Here is a 16,427-nt window from a genome sequence, read left to right on the forward strand (position 1 = left end):
CCGTACAACGGCGACGGCGGCTAACAAGGGTTCCGCTTCGATAGCACCTCAGGGCATGCTCTCTGCGGTCTCGACACCCGCCCGCAGTCGGCCCCGAACGGTGGCGTAGGTCGCCCCGAGGAGGACGCCGTAGACGACGTGGGCGACGCCCACCGAGACGACGACGAGGAACGTCCCGAGCAACCCCGGAAGCGGCACCAGTGGCTCCGGGAACGACTGGACGCCCAGCGCTTGCATCGAGACGGGCAACAACACCCCCGTCGAGAGCAGCCCGATGGCGGCCGCGTAGACGACGCCGGCCGCGACGTACTCGGCCAGTTCAGTCGTCTGCTCGTCGACCAACGGATGCGAGACGAGGAGGCTGAACACCACGCCAGCGAGGACGCTGTTCAGCAGGTGGACGGCCCAGCCACCGACCACCGTCGGCCACCCGTAGAGCGCGCCCACGAACGGCATGAGGTTCGCACCGGCGTGGAAGACGATTCCCATTCCGACGCCGCCGACGAGTCCGCCAGCGGCGCCCGCACCCCACTCGTACCGGAGCGAGTGTGCGAGACGTGCGGTGCCGAGTCGCTCGCTCATACCGACCACTATGCGAGTTGGTAACAAATATACAACAGATAGTGTACGCCGGCGTCCGTGTGAGTAACGCGCGCTTACGCTCCGACACTCGATGGAGAGCGTGGTCTGTCTGCTCGCTACTACTCACGACTCCCTTCGGTCGCCGCTCGCAACCCGAGGGGGCGCTCTCCCCTGCTTAGTCTCTGAGCGCGTCCTCTCGCTCCGTCGCCTCCAGCGTCTCCTCCTCGACGTCGGTGGCGACGACGGCGGGCTTGTACGCGCCGCCGGGAATGAGGTCGTTCTCGCCGACCGAGGAGTCGACGAAGCGCTGGAACGCACGCCGCTCGGGCGGCAGTTCGCCGTAGATGACCTCGTCCTCGACGAGGTCGTAGACGGGGATGCGCGGGGTCAGGAGCGTGTTCTCGCCGACGACGCTCCCTTCGCCCACGACGAATCCGCTGGTCACGCGACAGCCGGCACCGAGCGAGACATCGTCCTCGACGATGACCGGCGCGCTCTCGACCGGTTCGAGGACACCGCCGATGAGCGTGTTCGCGCCGAGTTTGACGTTCTCGCCGATCTGGGCACAGGAGCCGACGGTGTCACAGGAGTCGATGAGGGTGCCGTCGCCGACGTGTGCGCCGATATTGACGAAGGAGGGCGACATCATGATGCAGTCCTCGCCGAGGTACGCGCCCCGGCGGATGGTCGTCCCGTCGGGCGTGTTCCGGGTGCCGCGCTCGCCGAGGTCACCGGTGTCTCGGAGGGGAAGGACGTCGTGGTACTTGACCCCGCCGTACTCTCGGCTGTGGGTCTTCCGGAACGCGAAGTTGAGCAGGATGCCCTGCTTGACCCACTCGTTTGCCTGCCACTCGCCGTCGACCTTCTCGGCGGCGCGGACGTCGCCGTTCTCCAGCGCGGTGAGGAACGCATCGAGCGTGTCCAGTTGCGGCGGTTCGACGTCCTCTACGGTGGCTCCCTGTTCGTACGCTGTCCAGAGGTCCCCGATGTTCTGTTCGAGGTCTTGTCCGAGCATCTTGGCCGTCGGTACCGCCTCCGGACGTATAGCGACCGGGGATTTCGACCGGTCACGGCGACGACACCTGCTGGGGAAACCGGCGTTCGAAAACCGCCGGTATCTCAGTCCGACCCTTCGCCCGGAACGTACCCGCAGTCCGGACAGAGTCCGACGCTGGTCGCTATCTCGAACTCGCCGGAACAGTGGGGACACTTCGACGCTGGCAGTCGACCGCTGTGTTGCGTAGCCATACCTGTCGCTCCGGCGCCGCTTCGTATAAGGCTATGCGTTATATTGACCGAACTGTATTAGGGTGTCGAAGGAGCCTATGAGGCGTCGACGACCTCGCCGAACTCGTACTGTCCGGGGTCGCGGCCGACGAGCCACGTCGCCGCGTCCAGCGCGCCCGCCGCAAAGACGCCGCGGTCCTCGGCCCGGTGTGAGAGAGACAGCACTTCGTCGTTGCCCGCGAGGATGAGTTCGTGTTCGCCGCGGATGTCGCCCGCTCGACGAGCGAAGACGCCGATTTCGTCCTCGTCACGTGGCGCGTGGCCCTCTCGGCCGTAGACGGGGTCGACGTCCCGCTCTTCCTGAATCGTCGCGAGGATGCTGTTTGCCGTGCCCGACGGCGCGTCGACCTTGCCGTTGTGGTGGCTCTCCATGAGTTCGAGGTCGTAGTCGTCCAGCGCGCGGACGGCCTCGCCGACGAGTCGCTGGAGCACCTGAATCCCCTGCGAGAAGTTGCTCGCCTTCAGGAGCGGCACCTCCGCGCTGACGGCGGCGAGGTGGTCGAGGCCGTCCTCGTCGAACCCGGTAGTGCCGACGACCATCGCGACGCCCGTCTCGGCGCAGGCGTCGGCGACGGTCAGCGCGCCCTCGGGGGCCGCGAAGTCGACGACCACCTCGGCGTCGTACTCCCGGAGCGCGTCGGCCGCCTCGTCGGGGTGGACGACCGGGACGCCGTGGGCCCGTTCGACGTCGCTCGTGGCGAACCCGACGACGACCTCGACGTCGCGGTCGGCGGCCGTCTCGACGACGGCACCGCCCATCCGGCCGGTGAGGCCGTTGACGGCGACCCGCGTCATCGTTCTATCTCCGCGTACTCGTCTTCGAGGTCCTCGTCCTCGAGCACCGCGAGTACGTCACGCAGGTCGTCGAGGTGTTCCTCGGAGAGGCGCGTCAGCGGCGACCGGACGTTGGCGGGCCCATAGCCCCGGATGCGCATCGCCTCCTTGACCGGGATGGGGTTCGTCTCGACGAACAGCGTACGGAACAGCGGCCCCAGTTCGTGGTGGATGGCCCGAGCGCGTTCGTAATCCTCGGCCAGTGCCGCGCCGACCATCGCACAGGTCCGTTCGGGTTCGACGTTCGCGGAGACGGAGATACAGCCGTGACCACCGACAGCGAGGATGGGGAGGGTCATGCCGTCGTCGCCCGACAGCACCGTGAACTCCTCGTCGCGCGTGCGCTCGATGATCTCCGAGATCTGGTTCATATCGCCGCTGGCGGCCTTGAACGCGCGGATGTTCTCGTGGCTCGCCAGTTCGACGGCCGTGTCCGGTTCGATGTTGCGTCCGGTGCGCGAGGGAACGTTGTAGACGATTTGCGGGCAGTCGACCTCGTCGGCGATGGTCGTGTAGTGGTCGATAAGGCCCTGTTGTTCGGGCTTGTTGTAGTACGGCGAGATGAGCAAGAGAGCGTCCGCACCGGCGTCGGCGGCCCGCTGAGAGAGCGAGAGCGCCTCGCGGGTGTTGTTCGACCCGGTGCCGGCGATGACCGGCACGTCGTCGACGGCGTCGATGACGGCCTCGACGACCTCGACGTGTTCGTCGTGGGTCATCGTCGCGGACTCGCCGGTCGACCCGACCGGGACGAGGCCGTCGACGCCGGCCGCTTCGAGTCGCTGGGCGTCTGCTCGGAGTGTCTCGAAGTCGATACTGCGGTCCTCGTCGTCGTTGAACGGCGTACACATCGCGGGGTAGACGCCGTGGAAATCGATTGCTGTCATTGCTGAGTGCTGTGGTGTCGCTCTGGGATATGTGGTCCGGTTGCAGGCGGTGCGGGAGAAATCGACCCGTGACGGGGGTGCCACGCCCGCCGCGAGTCAGTAGTGGTGCGTGCGCTTACGTTTCGAGCGGACGCAGACGCCGCTGACGACCGGTCCGTCCGTGGCGTGAGAGCGGCGTCGCATGCTTGTGTGACAGACCGTGAGGGACTTAGCTGTTGTGTTCTTTCGTGTTCATCCGAAAACCTATCCGAGAGGGGCCGCCAAATCCAGTTATGACCGTATCACACCCGGGTCAGCGCGTCGCCGTCCTCGCCGACGCGCAGAACCTCTATCACACCGCCCGGAGTCTCTACACGCGGAACATCGACTACTCGGCCCTGCTGGAGGAGGCCGTCGACGGCCGGGAACTCACTCGCGCCATCGCCTACGTCATCCGTGCAGACTCCCCCGAGGAGGAGACGTTCTTCGAGGCGCTCGTCGACATCGGCTTCGAGACGCGCATCAAGGAGATAAAGACGTTCCAGGACGGGTCGAAGAAGGCCGACTGGGACGTGGGGATGAGTCTCGACGCCGTCACGCTGGCGAAACACAACGACGCCGTCGTCCTCTGTACCGGCGACGGCGACTTCGCTCGGGTCTGTCGCTACGTCCGTCACGAGGGCTGTCGCATCGAGGCGATGGGCTTCGAGGAGTCCTCTTCGGAGGACCTGAAAGACGCCGTCGACGGGTTCGTCGACCTGAGCGAGGACCCGGACCGGTTCCTGCTGTAGTGGTCACTCACGAGCAGTCGGTCTCGGCGAATATACGCTGTCGGGCTTAGACCGGGCGACCGTCTTCGGAGGTGCCAACGAGGAGCGCACCCGCCGCCAGCCCCAGCGACGCGACGCCGGCGGCGACGGCCGGGATGGCGACGTCTATCGGTCCTGTCCCGAGGATGAGCGCCGTGCTGACAAACAGCAACAGCGCACCCAGTATCACTTTTCGGTTGTCCGTAGCCATTGTACCCCTCGCTTTGCGTTCATCCGGTATAAATTTCCCCAAAACCGACGGACGGGGGTGAGTTAGACAGTCACAAACACCACAGTATTACGGCTTCCTATCTCTGAGGTGTCACGATAGCGGGCCTGCCGCCGGACCGAAAGGGGGTTGGTGCCCCGGCCGTGAACACCGCCAATGAGCGAGAGCGAGTACCGTGGCCTCCGCCGCGGCGCAGACTACCAGTTCGGCCGCGGCGCGGGCCGGGCCCTGTTCCCGTCGGTCGACGCTATCGAGGTAACGCACACGAGTTCCGGCCGGCCGCGACAGGTCATCGCCGAGGACGGCCGTCTGGTCACCTACGGCACCGACGGCCGCTACACGCTGGGACTTGCCGGCGGCCGCCGCCTGCAAGCGCACTTCGAAGCGCCGCGTCATCGCGTCGTCGTCGGCGACGAGAGCGAACCGTTCGTCCGCGAGGGGCGCAACGCCTTCGCGAAGTTCGTCCAGCAGGCCGACCCCGACCTGCGTCCCGGCGACGAGGCGCTGGTCGTCCACGAGGACGGCGACTTGCTCGCGGTGGGCCGCGCGGAACTGCCGGGCCACGGGATGACCGACTTCGAGACGGGGATGGCCGTGAAGGTTCGCCGTGGTGCCGACGGCGACTGAACAAAGCACTTATTCGACCGCTCGGAACTGCGGAATATGCGCCGCCGTCAGGTCCTCACGGCCGCCGCCCTCTCCATCGCATCGCTCGCCGGGTGTACGGGTCCCGGTACGCCAGACGAAACGCCTACCGGCGACTCGACAGAGACCGACACGTCGTCGTCGACAGAGACCGACACGGTGACGCCCGACCCCGACGACCCGATTCTGCTGGTCGTCAGTAACGGACGCGACGTGGAACAGACCGTCAGTGTGACACTCACGCGAGGTGAAACGACCTTACTCGACGAGTCACCGACCGTCGAACCGGGCGGTCGTGCCGAGTTCGACACTGGCATCGCCGACCCCGGTGAGTACGAACTAGCGGTCGACGTCGAGGGCGGCGAGAACAGGACGTTCCCAGTCACTATCGAGGGGTTCGACGTGCGCCACGGGTCGAATCACATCCTCGAACTGATGGCGGACAGGATGGTGTTGCTCGTCGAGGAGTGACTACCGATAGGCGTCCGCGAACACCTGTTCGCGCCGCAGCAGTTCCTCGACGCCGTGGTCCAGCAGACCCTCGCCGAGGCCGGTCGCGCGGTAGTAGGAGTACAGCCCCTCGCTGTCGGGTTCCTTGCGCTTGCGGTTCTCCACGAGGCCGACGTCGACCAGCGTGTCGAGGTGGTGGTGGAGCGTGTTTCCGGGCAGGTCCAGCGCCTCCCGAAGCTCTTTGGCGCTCATCGAGCCGTCGCGTTTCAGCCGATAGAGGATGCGAAAGCGCGTCTCGTTGCCGACGGCGCGTTGCATCGCCATGTACTCCTCGAACGTGAGGACGCCCCCCTCTGGCAGGAGGTCCGCCGGGTCGGCCGGCCCGGTCCCCTCCTCGGGTGTCTTGATGCCCATCTGTCTACCCGTAACTCGTGGCGCGACCGACATAACGGTTGTTGAGTCAGTCGACGCTGAGTAACGCCGTGTTTTATATACTCTCCGGGAGTGGCCCCGATATGCGCACCCGCATCAAGTCCTCGCTCGGCGAGGTGGCCTACGGCGACTTCCTCGTCTACCTGATGGGTCCGTACACAACCTTCGACGTCGAGAAGTTGGTTCCCGACAGCGTCGACCCGGCGGCCGTCTCGCTCCCGGCCGCGAGGGCCGACGACGACGAACTCGACGAGATGATGGCGACGCTCCGCCGCGTGCAGGGTCGTCTCCGAGAGAACCCCGGCGTCAACGCCTTCCTCGCCGTCGACCCGGAGATACCGCTCTCGGAGATGGACGCCGCGAGCCAGAGCATCGCCTTCGCCCGGGCCAGCAACGCGACGCTGTTCGTCGTCCCGGGACTGGGCGACAAACTGGGCGTCGGGATGGAAGTCGGGTCGGTACTCGAAGACATGGACGACACCGACCGCGAACGGGTGCTGTTCGCCCACGAGGACGCCGTCTCCAGCGCGATGATTCGCAGTATCGGCCAGCGCTGGGACGCCAGAGTCGTCAGTTACGCCGACGAGGACGAACTGCTAGTCGCCGTCCGGCAGTTCGTCGCCGACCTGATGAACCGCGAACTGTACGGTGACCTACCCCGGAAGACGACGGACGACGGTGCGTGAGAGCGGACGGCCACACCGAGGCGTGGGCCGTTCGGTAGCTGTCTCATCGGTTGCCGTCCCGGTCGCGCGGCGCGCGACCGGCCTTTTTCGCCCACGTTTTTGGGTGGGGGTTGAGGGCACGACGCGCCCGATGCCCCGTCGAAAAAGGTGGGTCGCTAGCCTTTTTTATCCAGAACGCGCAGTCCGGAGTATGTTTGGAGGCGGCGGCGGGGGCATGAACCCTCGCAAGATGAAGCAGATGATGGAACAGATGGGCATCGACATGGACGACATCGATGCCGAAGAGGTAATCATCCGAACACCGGACGAGGAACTCGTCTTTACCGACGCGGAGGTCCAGTTGATGGAGGCGCAGGGCCAGAAGACGTATCAGGTCGTCGGCGATCCCGAGACCCGCGAACGGGGCGCCGGAAGCGACGACGTGGCCGGCGACAGCGAGACGGCCGAGAGCGGTGACGACGGAACCGCGGTCGACGCCGACGACGTCGAACTCGTCGCGATGCGAACGGGTGTGGACGAGGAGACGGCCCGCGAGGCCCTCGAAGACAACGACGGCGACCTCGCGGACGCCGTCGACCAACTGGAGTAACGTGTCCTACCTGTTCGTCCACGAGGACCGCGAGTACCTGCTGGACCCGGGCGAGCGCTTCGAATCGGACCTCGGCATTCTGGAGGTCCCCGAAGACGTCGAACCCGGCGACGTCGTGGAGACGCATCTGGGAACCGGCTTTACGGTCCGACGCCTCCGCGGCCCGGACCTGTTCAATCACCTCGAACGGACCGGCGCGCCGATGATGCCCCGCGACGTGGGCCTCGTCGTCGGCAAGACCGGCGTCGCCGCGGGCGACCGGGTCCTCGACGCGGGGACCGGGACCGGCATCCTCAGCGCGTACATGGGTCGACTGGGTGCCGACGTCGTGACCTACGAGATAGACCCCGAGTTCGCCGAGGTGGCCCGCGAGAACATGGCGGTGGCCGGCGTCGAGGACGCCGTCGAGGTCCGGACCGGCGACGTGACCGACGACCTCGACGAACTCTCGGGCTTCGACGTGGTGACGCTCGACACCGAGGACGCGCCGACCGTCGTCGAGCGAACGCCGACGTTGCTCGACCGCGGCGGGTCGCTCGCGGTGTACTCCCCGTTCGTCGAGAACACGCGCGAGGTCGTCGTTGCGGCCACCGAGGTGGGCCTCGACAACGTCGAGACCCTCGACACCATCCAGCGCGAGATGGACTTCGACGACCGAGGCTCGCGGCCGTCCACCGGTGGGGTCGGCCACACCGGCTATCTCACCTTCGCCCGTCGGCCCTGACATATCGGGCCTCCCCTCCCTGTCCCGGACTCGTTGGGCCGTGGTTTCAAGCCCCATTGACACGTACGTGTGGGTGTATGAGCGAAGCCGAGACTCCAGACGAGACGACGACGTGGCCCGAACTCGCCATCGGACTGTACGACCGGCTCACCGGCCGTAACGCCGAGATAACCTACGAGTTCGAGGACATGGAAGTCGACGTACCGAGCAAGACCGGCGACGACGCCGACTACGCACACTGGCGTGTCGACGGCACGCTGACTATTACTACCCGCGAGAACGAGTGACGACGACGACCGAGCGGCGGAACCACGACCCAATCGAGACCGTTGCAGAGCTACTGGACGCGATAGAGGGCCGGCCGTCCCTCGGCGTCGAAGCGGACCTCGACGTCGAGGTGGACGGCTACGGGCTGACTGTCGTCGGCTACGACGACGTCGTCGCCGTCGACCTCCCGTCGCTCCCCGCCGCCCTCTCGCTGTGGCGTCGGCTCCCGGCCGATACGATGGACGTGGCGGCCGCGTTGGCCTCCGTTGGACTGACTGTCGAAGTGCAGACCCGTGGCGTCCCGGTCGCACGCATCGGAGCGGCCGCCGACCCGAGTCCCGTGGCTCGGCGTCTCGGACTCGGCCCCGTCGAACTCGTTCCGGAGGGGCCAGTACTGGCCGCCGTCACTCGACGGCGCGGATGAGCGAGAGCAGGTCGTCGCGGTACTCGCGGGGTCGGCGTCGGAGCCGTTCGGGCGGGTCCGACAGGCCGAGTAACTCGCCGATGGCATCGTCGGGATAGGCGCCGGCGGCGATGCGGAACCCGTCACCGTGCCAGACTCCGACCCATCCCGTTATCGACAGCGTCGCGTCGGTCTCGGGGAGCGGCATCGACGCCGTGTACGTCCGGAGCCTCGCCCGGGCACCGCTGTCGGTCCGAATCCGCTCCCGTCGACCGCGCTCGACGTCTTCGAAGCCGCGGTCACGCAGTTCGTCGGCGAACGTCGAGTTGGCCTCCGAACGGACTGTCGGGAGAATCATGGCCGGGCCGATACCCGGTGCCAGCGGGGGACGGAAGGTCAGCGCCGTCGCGAAGAAGAAGCGCCACTGGTGGTCGACGCCGGCGGCGGCCTCGGCCGCCGCACGCGTGCGCACGTCGTCGTACAGTTTCGTCGCGCCGACGACGCTGGCCGTCGGCAGTTTGAACACCGTCTCGACGCTCTCGTCTGTCAGTTCCCACCCCTCTTCGCGCAGGTGGTCTGCGGGAACGTCTGGAAACGAGGCGTCGTCGGACACGCTATCTCAGTGGTCGTCCTCGCGCCACTTGTGTTCACACTCGGTGCAGGTGAAAAACCGGGTCTCGGACTCGTCGGCGGCCCGAATCTGTTTCATCTCGTAGAAGGCCCGTTCGTTGCCACACTCCGGACAGCGGGCACCGGTCGTCGGCCCCATGTCCGCGGCGTCCACTTCCGAGGTGTCGACGATTTCCGACTCTTCTTGACCCTGCGTGGTGACGGCCATCTCCCGTTCGGCGTCGGCGTTGCGCGATTTCTCGTAGCCACAACTCTCACAGAGCCACACGTCGTCCTCTGTCTTCATCATCGAACCGCAGTCGTCGCAAAACTCCATTGTTGTCCTCCGTTAAGCAACGCGGGCGTGTTAAACGCCGGGGTTCGCGTCAGTCGTTGGTGACCCACGCCGGACACGGGTCCATGTCGTCCAACTGCTCGCTGTGGAACGTACAGTACGGCTGGATGTCGTCGCCGTCCATCACGTACTGGAAGTGCCGGCAGTTACCGCAGTAGTTGTCGGGTTCGCCGCGGTGGACGGCCGTCTCGGTGATGGGGTCCTGACCGGTGTGGGGCGTCGTCCCGCCGTCCGTGCTCGGGGCGGATTCTGGGCCGGCACTGGCGATATCCGGGTCGAGTTCGTGCTCCGACGGGCCGACGCTCGTGGACTGCTCGGCGTCGGTCTCGTCTGGTCGTCCGTTTGCGGACTGCCGGCCGGCGCTCTGTGGGCCGGTCGTGGACCCCGTCCCGCTTTGTGTACCCGACCCGGCAGGGGACCGAAGCACCTCGCTCTCGTCGCCGCCGTCACTGACTGTCCCGTGCCCCGCCTCGTGTCGGTTGGTCTGCGTCTCGACGCCGCCGTCCGGGTCCTCGCCGAAGAACCCGATGCCACCGAGGCCCGGAATCGAGCGGGCTTCCTCGACGAGTTTGATAGTCCCCTCCTCGGTAACCGCCATTCGAGCGGTGCCGCCCGGCGACTTCCGGGTGTTGAACGTCGCGAGTGCCACAAAGAGACACCAGAACGTCGTCAGGACGCCGGCGACGTAGACGATGCTGGTTCCGAGTGCCTGAAGCGGCGCGTTCGTCATCCAGTTGTAGGGGTAGATGTGCTGGAACACGGCGACGCCGAGCATGGAGACGCACGCGCCGAGAATCGCCGTCGCTCGAACGCGTCGACTCGCCGGCAGGACGGCGAAGACGCCGAGGACGACCACTGGGAGACCGATGCCTGCGAGGATGCCGGCGGCCTTCCGGGCGGCGTAGTCCCCGAGGCCGACCGTCGACCCCGCGTTCGTCGTCGCCAGCGCGATAGCGGCGACGAGTCCCGCGACCCCGGCGAGGAACAGCCCCGATCCGACGAGCTGCTGGCGACGTGACGCGACGCGGCCGACCTCCCCCTCGTAGACGTCCGTCAGACTGGTCATAGACGCCTCTAGGACGGCGTTCCTCAAAACTACCCGTCAGACGAGCGCATGACGTGCGCGCGAGCGACGCGTGGCGAACGGTGCCGACGGACCGCTCGCATTCCGAAAGCACTAATCGGGCCGGCGGGAACAGTTCGAGTATGAGCGACGACGATAGCGAGGAAGAGGCGCCGGCCGTCGAACTCGGCGAGGGGCCCGACGTCGAGGGGGCGCCGCTGGCCCGCGTCACCGCCCGACTCACGTGGGGCATCGAACACAGCACGGTCGTCGACCGAGAGGGGGACACCACCATCCGGACGCCCGACGGCCCACAGGAACTGGCCGTGGTCATGGAGGACGTCGACGTACCGTACTTCACCGACCGCCACGAGTTCGAGGCCGCGGTCCGTGAGGTCATCGGCACCGGTCCCGTCCCGACCGAGTAACTACGCCGACTCGTCGTCGGCACGCTGGTCTTCTGCGGGCGTCTCGTCCGTGTCTACCGTCGGGTCCGCCGGCGTCCCGACCACATCTTTCCGGTCGTCCCACTGATCGCTCGTCAGATACAGGGCGATACCGAAGACGACGACGACGGGGATCACCATCGCCAGCAGCAGGAGGAAGACGACGACCAGCCCGCCCAGTCCCGGACCCTGCAGTAGCAGGTACATAGCTGGGCGTAGCACGGGCGGGCTAAAACCGCTTTTGAGACGCTATCGCATGCTCTCTAGCGAGCGGACCGTATCCGAGATGAGCCACGCCGTCTCGACGTCGGGCGACTCGATGCTGAGTGCACAGAACGAGTCTCGACCGTCGTCGACGGTGATGTGGTAGGCCTGACTCGTCAACTCCTCGGGCGGGGCGGTGTCTGCGGGCTGAGGGGACACAGTCGAACCTCACGGATTCGGACGGTTAAACCAGTCGATTCCGGCCGCAGCGGGCGTGAGAGGCGGACTCTCTGTCTCTTACTCGACACGCTCTGTCCCGTCGCCGTCGGCCACCTCGGACCGACCACGTCGCTTTCCGAACAGGTACGCGGCGGCGACGAGGCCGAGGGGGACGATCAAAAACGGCACCATCAGCAGGAGGATGATGATCAGTTCGGTAGTACCGGGCATGCCGGGGAACAACAGGAGTGGAGGGGACACACTGGGCAGTACCGTAGCGTCTGCATTAATCGTTGTCACTTCTGGGCGGTCAGAAGTCCGAGAGCTGTGACTGCAGGCCGGCGACGAGTTCGGACTTGCGGCGCAGTGCCCCCATACTGACCGGCAGACGGTCGCTCACGGCCGAGAGCGTCTCGCGGAACGACTGGCCGACGCCGGGTTCGCCGTCGAACGCGTTGCGGACCCCTTCACGGACCTGCCAGACGCCGACGGGCGCCCAGTAGTCGTCGGTGATCTCCCGGAGGACGAGACACTTCGCCTGTCGGCCGCGCTCCTGTAAGTGTTCGAGGACGCCGAGGCGGGCGGCGTAGTACGCGCCGGCCGTCTCCGCTACGTACCCCGTCCGACCCTCGTACCCCTCGTGAGCGCTCGACATGTAGTACCCCGTCCCGGGACGGGGGTTCCAGACGCTCTCGGGTGCTTTCATCTCGACGAGTTCGAACTCCCAGCGGCCCGGTGCCAGCAGGACCCAGTAGCGGTTCCCCATGTACTCGTTGTACCAGACTTCGGGCTTGTCGATAGTGTCGCTGTTGCGCGTGGTCCCCCGGAGGTACTGGCCAACGGTGTCGTCGACTGCGGTGATAGACCACCGTGTCGGCACCAGCGACCGCTCGCTGGCCTGTCCGAGCGCCCCGGCCGAGAGGATAGTGTTGATGTCGTAGACGTCGAAACCGCGGCGGTAGAGGTACGTCATCGCGCCCTCGGCCTGCCAGTCGTCGTCCGAGAGCGTCTTCTCGACGGGCCGGGGGACGTGGGGGTTCTCCGCTAAGTCCGCGCCGGTCGCGTGGGCACGCGGCCCGGTCGGCGTCCCCACGTCGTCGAACTGCACGTCCAGTTCGGGCGTCCCGTCGAGTCCCACCTCGACGTCGACCGGATGGTCGGCGATGGCGACTTCGCGCTGGACGCCGACGAAGCCGTTCCACACGTCGTAGGCGCCGCCGGCGTCGCTCCCGCGGCGACCTCCCGTACTCACGGCGTCGACGGCGGTCGGTCGGGTCGAGTTGAGCATCCCGGTACGGCGCTGGAGGACGTCCTCGATGCCGAGACCGGCGTCGTACCACTCGCTGCTCGTCGCGAACCCTTCGGCGGCGGCGTCCCGGTCGACGGGCGAGAGCAGGCCCGTCGAGACGTTCGGGTAGCCCGACCGGCCGACGAATATCTCGGGGGCCGTCGAACCAAAGAGCGAGTCGCCCTGTACCGTCTCCTGGAACTGCCGCTCGACGTCTTCGAGATGATCGGTGATGGCGTAGGACTTCTCCTCGGCGAGGCGACGCTTCTCGGCGGCCTCGTCACGTTCGAACCCCTCGATGAACTCGTCGAGCTGCATCTATCTGCGCTTTGCCCCTGTCGGGCATGAACCTGTCCCTGCCGAACGTCTGTGAACAAGTATTACGTACCTGGACTGAGTAACAACGGGTGATATAAATCATGGTGAACGCAACGAAGTGGCTCGGTTTGGCTGCAACCGTCGTAAGCGTCGTCGTCATACTCTTGCCGGCTGTCTTCTCGGTTCCACACACACAGGCACTGACGAACCTGCTGGTGGGCGAGGTAGCGGCGCTCGCCGTCGGTCATTCCACGTACCGGGCGGCCTCGGGTAAGCAGGCCGTCCCGCTGGCAGCGGTGACGGGCATCGTCTGTGGATTGTTACTGACGGTGTCGCCGATGTTCCTCTATGCCGTCGACCCGTTCCTGACGGTCATGCTCCTCTTCGGACTCGTCGTCACGGCCGGTGGCGCGGCAGCACTCGTCGACCGCTACGTCGGTGGCGAAGAAGGGCGCCAGACCGGCGCCCAGCGCATCGCGAAGCGCGCTGGCAACTGACCGGTCGCGCTCGACCGGGCAGACCACAACGGTTTTTGCGATTCCCGGGTCCTTCTCGAACGATGCCGGTTATAGAGTGTGACGAGGCTGTCGCCCGAGAGCAGTTAGCCGACGCTGGGGTCACTATCGAGGAGGGAAACACCGGCCACGAGCGCTGGCGCGCGGAGTACGGCGGCGCGACGGCCGTCGCATACGAGGGGAAGGTCGTCGTGCAGGGCGACGACACCGCCAAACTGGAAGCGCTCCTGCGTGGCGAGGACGGCGGGCGCGTCCACGCCTACTTCGACGGCGCGTGCCGCGGGAACCCCGGGCCGGCCTCGGTGGGGTACGTACTCGTCGACGACAGCGGCATCGTCGCCGAGGGCGGCGAGACCATCGGCCGCGCGACGAACAATCAGGCCGAGTACGCCGCCCTGATCAAGGTCCTCGAAGTCGCCGCCGACTACGGCTTCGACGAGATACACGTCCGCGGGGATTCGGAACTCATCGTCAAGCAAGTACGCGGCGAGTGGAATACGAACGACCCGGACCTCCGGGAGAAGCGGGTTCGGGTCCGGGAACTGCTGACCCAGTTCGACCAGTGGGACATCGAGCACGTTCCGCGAGAGATAAACGACCGCGCGGACCAACTAGCCAACGACGCACTCGATGACTGACCTGCCAAGCGAGACGGTCGACGAGGTGGAACGTCTCACCAGACTCGCCCGGGAAGCGGTCGACGAAGACGAAGCGGCGGCGTACCGGGCGGAACGAGCGGCACTTCTCGACGAACGCGGCTACACCTCGCGGATTCGCGAGGAAGATACGGGCGAGATACTCGTCTGTCACCCCGCCGAGTGGGTCGAGGACGGCGTCATCCGCCCGGACCGCGTCGAGGACACTGACCGCGGTGTCGAAGTCAGACTCTCCGGGCCGGAGGCGCCCGACGAGTGGGAGACGGTCGAAGAACAGAACCGTCGTGTCGTCGACGCGGTCCGTGCGGACTACGGCGACGTCCACGGTGCTACCGCCGACGCGCTCGCCGATTTCATGGGCAACCACTACGCGAAGCCGATCGCGGACGCGACGACCGACGAACTGCGAGAGTTCCGCGAGGAGTACTTCCAGCGGAACGTCTGGCCGACCGACGAACAGCGGGCGCTGCTCGAGGAGTCGGTCCGTGTGACGGTCGAAAAAGCGGGTGGTCGGTTACCGGAGCAGTAAGTCGGTTACTCCTGAGCGTCGACGAGGTCGTGGAGCTCGTCGGCGCGGTCTTCGCCGGTGACGAACTTCGAGAACTCCCAGCCGAGCTGGTCGAGGACGGCGTCTTTGCCGTTGTCGGTCAGGGAGTACTGGTTGGTACGCTTGTCGAGTTCGCTCTTCTCTACCAGTTCCATCTCGACGAGGTCGTCGAGGTTGGGGTAGAGACGCCCGTGGTTGACTTCGTCGCTGTAGTACGATTCGAGTTCGCGCTTGATCGCGAGGCCGTATCGTGGCTCTTCTGCGAGAATGACGAGGATGTTTTGCTGGAACGCGGTCAAGTCCTTTGCAACGCCGGGGCTACCCTTGATGGATTGTGCCTCTGACATGGTTAGTTAAATGTCATCAAGCTATTTAACACTTGTTAACTCCGACGTACGAACGATTACTACCGGACGACAGAGACCCATATTTCATATAGCAACAACTATCGAAAATGCGGTATGTCCAGCAGTTGTACGGGCCAAACCCGTCTAGTTCCTGTCGCGTAGGGTGCCCTGAAGCTGTCTCTGCCGTGTTGGATAACTCTGAAAGAGTACTACATAAATACTTTGTGTATTACGAAGAGCGCGTCGTACGCACGATTCGCCCGTTCGACGCCGGGCCGTCTCGCTGCCTCCGCGCCGTCGCTCCGGGACGATTACGAAAGTAACTTTTGCCGGCGTCGCGCAGTCGCGGGTGATGACGAACCTCTGGGAAGACCTCGAAACCGGACCGAACCCGCCCGAAGAGATCTACGCCGTCGTCGAGTGCCTCAAGGGCGAGCGCAACAAGTACGAGTACGACAAGGACATCCCCGGCGTCGTCCTCGACCGCGTGCTCCACTCGAACGTTCACTATCCCTCGGACTACGGGTTCATTCCGCAGTCGTACTACGACGACGAGGACCCCTTCGACGTCCTCGTCCTCGTCGAAGACCAGACGTTCCCCGGCTGTGTCATCGAGGCCCGCCCAGTCGCGCTGATGAAAATGGACGACGACGGCGAACAGGACGACAAGGTCATCGCCGTCCCGAGCGAGGACCCGCGCTACGACCACATCGAGGACCTCGACGACATCCCCCAGCAGCAACTCGACGAGATAGACGAGTTCTTCGCGACCTACAAGAACCTCGAAGCGGGCAAGGAAGTCGAGACGCTCGGATGGGAGGACAAGCAGGCCGCGATGGACGCCATCGAGCACGCCCAAGACCTCTACGACGAGCAGTTCAACTGAACCGCGCTCGACCGCCCTTTTCTTTCGTGTCGTCCGTGTCCTCGTCCACGCCAGCGACAGCCCCGTCGGTCGAGAGCGCACGACGGATACGGGACGTATGCTCTCCGATAATATCGGCAGTCGTTGCCGATTATGTATGAGCATGGGTAATGTTTTGAGGATGGCGGCCGGTGT

At 65.8% G+C, this 16,427-nt stretch carries 28 protein-coding genes; 13 read left to right on the forward strand and 15 right to left on the reverse strand.

From position 1 onward, the window contains the following. Positions 1-48: 48 nt before the first annotated feature. From IEY28_RS01285 to dapA, 5 genes are all read right to left on the reverse strand, one after another. Positions 49-582, reverse strand: a complete 534-nt coding sequence (locus IEY28_RS01285) for a hypothetical protein (protein WP_229783060.1) — start codon at positions 580-582, stop codon at positions 49-51. Between the two features lie 175 nt (positions 583-757). Next, entirely contained in the window at positions 758-1,597 is an 840-nt protein-coding gene (locus IEY28_RS01290) for a 2,3,4,5-tetrahydropyridine-2,6-dicarboxylate N-succinyltransferase (RefSeq protein ID WP_188993823.1), read from the reverse strand. A 104-nt stretch (positions 1,598-1,701) separates the two neighbouring features. After that, the gene (locus IEY28_RS20725) at positions 1,702-1,830 is read right to left on the reverse strand and encodes a hypothetical protein (protein WP_255491975.1); all 129 of its coding nucleotides are present in this window, start codon (positions 1,828-1,830) and stop codon (positions 1,702-1,704) included. A 75-nt stretch (positions 1,831-1,905) separates the two neighbouring features. Further along, positions 1,906-2,664, reverse strand: a complete 759-nt coding sequence (dapB, locus tag IEY28_RS01295; protein ID WP_188993825.1) for a 4-hydroxy-tetrahydrodipicolinate reductase — start codon at positions 2,662-2,664, stop codon at positions 1,906-1,908. Continuing rightward, on the reverse strand, positions 2,661-3,587 hold the full coding sequence (dapA, locus tag IEY28_RS01300; protein ID WP_188993827.1) for a 4-hydroxy-tetrahydrodipicolinate synthase: 927 nt from the start codon (positions 3,585-3,587) through the stop codon (positions 2,661-2,663). The genes dapB and dapA overlap by 4 nt, the downstream gene beginning before the upstream one ends. 272 nt (positions 3,588-3,859) lie before the next feature. Here dapA and IEY28_RS01305 point away from each other — a divergent pair, with 272 nt between their 5' ends. Then, on the forward strand, positions 3,860-4,357 hold the full coding sequence (locus IEY28_RS01305) for a LabA-like NYN domain-containing protein (protein WP_188993829.1): 498 nt from the start codon (positions 3,860-3,862) through the stop codon (positions 4,355-4,357). Positions 4,358-4,403: 46 nt separating this feature from the next. Here the strand turns inward: IEY28_RS01305 and IEY28_RS01310 are convergent, their stop codons facing one another. Further along, positions 4,404-4,586, reverse strand: coding sequence for a DUF8178 family membrane protein (locus IEY28_RS01310; RefSeq protein ID WP_188993831.1), 183 nt, complete (start codon positions 4,584-4,586; stop codon positions 4,404-4,406). Positions 4,587-4,760: 174 nt separating this feature from the next. Between IEY28_RS01310 and IEY28_RS01315 the strand changes: the two genes are divergently transcribed. Both IEY28_RS01315 and IEY28_RS01320 read left to right on the forward strand, forming a co-directional pair. Further along, a complete protein-coding gene (locus IEY28_RS01315; protein ID WP_188993832.1) occupies positions 4,761-5,231 on the forward strand; it encodes a PUA domain-containing protein in 471 nt (156 codons plus the stop codon). Positions 5,232-5,267: 36 nt separating this feature from the next. Further along, entirely contained in the window at positions 5,268-5,720 is a 453-nt protein-coding gene (locus IEY28_RS01320) for an Ig-like domain-containing protein (protein ID WP_188993834.1), read from the forward strand. On the opposite strand, the gene IEY28_RS01325 is transcribed toward IEY28_RS01320, so the two are convergent. Further along, the gene (locus tag IEY28_RS01325; protein WP_188993836.1) at positions 5,721-6,113 is read right to left on the reverse strand and encodes an ArsR/SmtB family transcription factor; all 393 of its coding nucleotides are present in this window, start codon (positions 6,111-6,113) and stop codon (positions 5,721-5,723) included. A 101-nt stretch (positions 6,114-6,214) separates the two neighbouring features. Here IEY28_RS01325 and IEY28_RS01330 point away from each other — a divergent pair, with 101 nt between their 5' ends. The 5 genes from IEY28_RS01330 to IEY28_RS01350 all read left to right on the forward strand — a co-directional run bounded on the left by IEY28_RS01330 (position 6,215) and on the right by IEY28_RS01350 (position 8,821). Continuing rightward, on the forward strand, positions 6,215-6,817 hold the full coding sequence (locus IEY28_RS01330) for a DUF7509 family protein (RefSeq protein WP_188993838.1): 603 nt from the start codon (positions 6,215-6,217) through the stop codon (positions 6,815-6,817). Between the two features lie 190 nt (positions 6,818-7,007). Continuing rightward, complete coding sequence (locus tag IEY28_RS01335) at positions 7,008-7,406, forward strand: nascent polypeptide-associated complex protein (RefSeq protein ID WP_188993839.1); 399 nt, start codon at positions 7,008-7,010, stop codon at positions 7,404-7,406. 1 nt (position 7,407) lies between these two features. Next, the gene (locus IEY28_RS01340; RefSeq protein WP_166968812.1) at positions 7,408-8,130 is read left to right on the forward strand and encodes a methyltransferase domain-containing protein; all 723 of its coding nucleotides are present in this window, start codon (positions 7,408-7,410) and stop codon (positions 8,128-8,130) included. Between the two features lie 77 nt (positions 8,131-8,207). Next, positions 8,208-8,417, forward strand: coding sequence for a hypothetical protein (locus IEY28_RS01345; RefSeq protein WP_188993841.1), 210 nt, complete (start codon positions 8,208-8,210; stop codon positions 8,415-8,417). Continuing rightward, complete coding sequence (locus IEY28_RS01350; RefSeq protein ID WP_229783061.1) at positions 8,414-8,821, forward strand: hypothetical protein; 408 nt, start codon at positions 8,414-8,416, stop codon at positions 8,819-8,821. The genes IEY28_RS01345 and IEY28_RS01350 overlap by 4 nt, the downstream gene beginning before the upstream one ends. Here the strand turns inward: IEY28_RS01350 and IEY28_RS01355 are convergent. From IEY28_RS01355 to IEY28_RS01365, 3 genes are read right to left on the reverse strand one after another with little or no spacing between them, the layout of a single operon-like run. Then, on the reverse strand, positions 8,802-9,413 hold the full coding sequence (locus tag IEY28_RS01355; RefSeq protein WP_188993843.1) for a DUF6517 family protein: 612 nt from the start codon (positions 9,411-9,413) through the stop codon (positions 8,802-8,804). The two genes, IEY28_RS01350 and IEY28_RS01355, sit on opposite strands and share 20 nt — an antisense overlap. Positions 9,414-9,419: 6 nt before the next feature. Further along, entirely contained in the window at positions 9,420-9,746 is a 327-nt protein-coding gene (locus IEY28_RS01360) for a transcription factor S (RefSeq protein ID WP_188993845.1), read from the reverse strand. A 49-nt stretch (positions 9,747-9,795) separates the two neighbouring features. Continuing rightward, positions 9,796-10,830 carry a cell division protein CdpA domain-containing protein gene (locus IEY28_RS01365; protein WP_188993847.1) on the reverse strand — a complete coding sequence of 345 codons (1,035 nt, stop codon included), beginning with the start codon at positions 10,828-10,830 and terminating at the stop codon, positions 9,796-9,798. Positions 10,831-10,970: 140 nt separating this feature from the next. Between IEY28_RS01365 and IEY28_RS01370 the strand changes: the two genes are divergently transcribed. Beyond that, positions 10,971-11,255, forward strand: a complete 285-nt coding sequence (locus IEY28_RS01370; RefSeq protein ID WP_166968822.1) for a DUF5789 family protein — start codon at positions 10,971-10,973, stop codon at positions 11,253-11,255. Here IEY28_RS01370 and IEY28_RS01375 read toward each other — a convergent pair whose 3' ends face one another. From IEY28_RS01375 to nreA, 4 genes are all read right to left on the reverse strand, one after another. Beyond that, a complete protein-coding gene (locus tag IEY28_RS01375; protein WP_188993849.1) occupies positions 11,256-11,480 on the reverse strand; it encodes a hypothetical protein in 225 nt (74 codons plus the stop codon). A 42-nt stretch (positions 11,481-11,522) separates the two neighbouring features. Beyond that, entirely contained in the window at positions 11,523-11,696 is a 174-nt protein-coding gene (locus IEY28_RS01380; RefSeq protein ID WP_188993851.1) for a hypothetical protein, read from the reverse strand. Between the two features lie 78 nt (positions 11,697-11,774). Further along, positions 11,775-11,957, reverse strand: a complete 183-nt coding sequence (locus IEY28_RS01385) for a hypothetical protein (RefSeq protein ID WP_188995715.1) — start codon at positions 11,955-11,957, stop codon at positions 11,775-11,777. 49 nt (positions 11,958-12,006) lie between these two features. Next, the gene (nreA, locus tag IEY28_RS01390) at positions 12,007-13,302 is read right to left on the reverse strand and encodes a DNA repair protein NreA (RefSeq protein WP_188993853.1); all 1,296 of its coding nucleotides are present in this window, start codon (positions 13,300-13,302) and stop codon (positions 12,007-12,009) included. 101 nt (positions 13,303-13,403) lie between these two features. Here nreA and IEY28_RS01395 point away from each other — a divergent pair, with 101 nt between their 5' ends. The 3 genes from IEY28_RS01395 to IEY28_RS01405 all read left to right on the forward strand — a co-directional run bounded on the left by IEY28_RS01395 (position 13,404) and on the right by IEY28_RS01405 (position 15,002). Further along, positions 13,404-13,799, forward strand: coding sequence for a hypothetical protein (locus IEY28_RS01395; protein WP_188993855.1), 396 nt, complete (start codon positions 13,404-13,406; stop codon positions 13,797-13,799). A 62-nt stretch (positions 13,800-13,861) separates the two neighbouring features. Further along, positions 13,862-14,455, forward strand: coding sequence for a ribonuclease HI (rnhA, locus tag IEY28_RS01400; protein WP_188993857.1), 594 nt, complete (start codon positions 13,862-13,864; stop codon positions 14,453-14,455). Further along, entirely contained in the window at positions 14,448-15,002 is a 555-nt protein-coding gene (locus tag IEY28_RS01405; RefSeq protein WP_188993858.1) for a DUF7108 family protein, read from the forward strand. Before rnhA ends, IEY28_RS01405 begins: the two co-directional genes overlap by 8 nt. Positions 15,003-15,007: 5 nt before the next feature. Here IEY28_RS01405 and IEY28_RS01410 read toward each other — a convergent pair whose 3' ends face one another. Further along, positions 15,008-15,367: a PadR family transcriptional regulator gene (locus IEY28_RS01410; protein ID WP_188993859.1), complete on the reverse strand. Its 360-nt coding sequence runs from the start codon at positions 15,365-15,367 to the stop codon at positions 15,008-15,010. Positions 15,368-15,719: 352 nt separating this feature from the next. Between IEY28_RS01410 and IEY28_RS01415 the strand changes: the two genes are divergently transcribed. Then, positions 15,720-16,253, forward strand: coding sequence for an inorganic diphosphatase (locus IEY28_RS01415; RefSeq protein WP_188993860.1), 534 nt, complete (start codon positions 15,720-15,722; stop codon positions 16,251-16,253). Positions 16,254-16,427 lie beyond the last annotated feature (174 nt).

The sequence above is a fragment of the Haloarcula pellucida genome (assembly GCF_014647235.1).
Taxonomy (GTDB): domain Archaea; phylum Halobacteriota; class Halobacteria; order Halobacteriales; family Haloarculaceae; genus Haloarcula; species Haloarcula pellucida.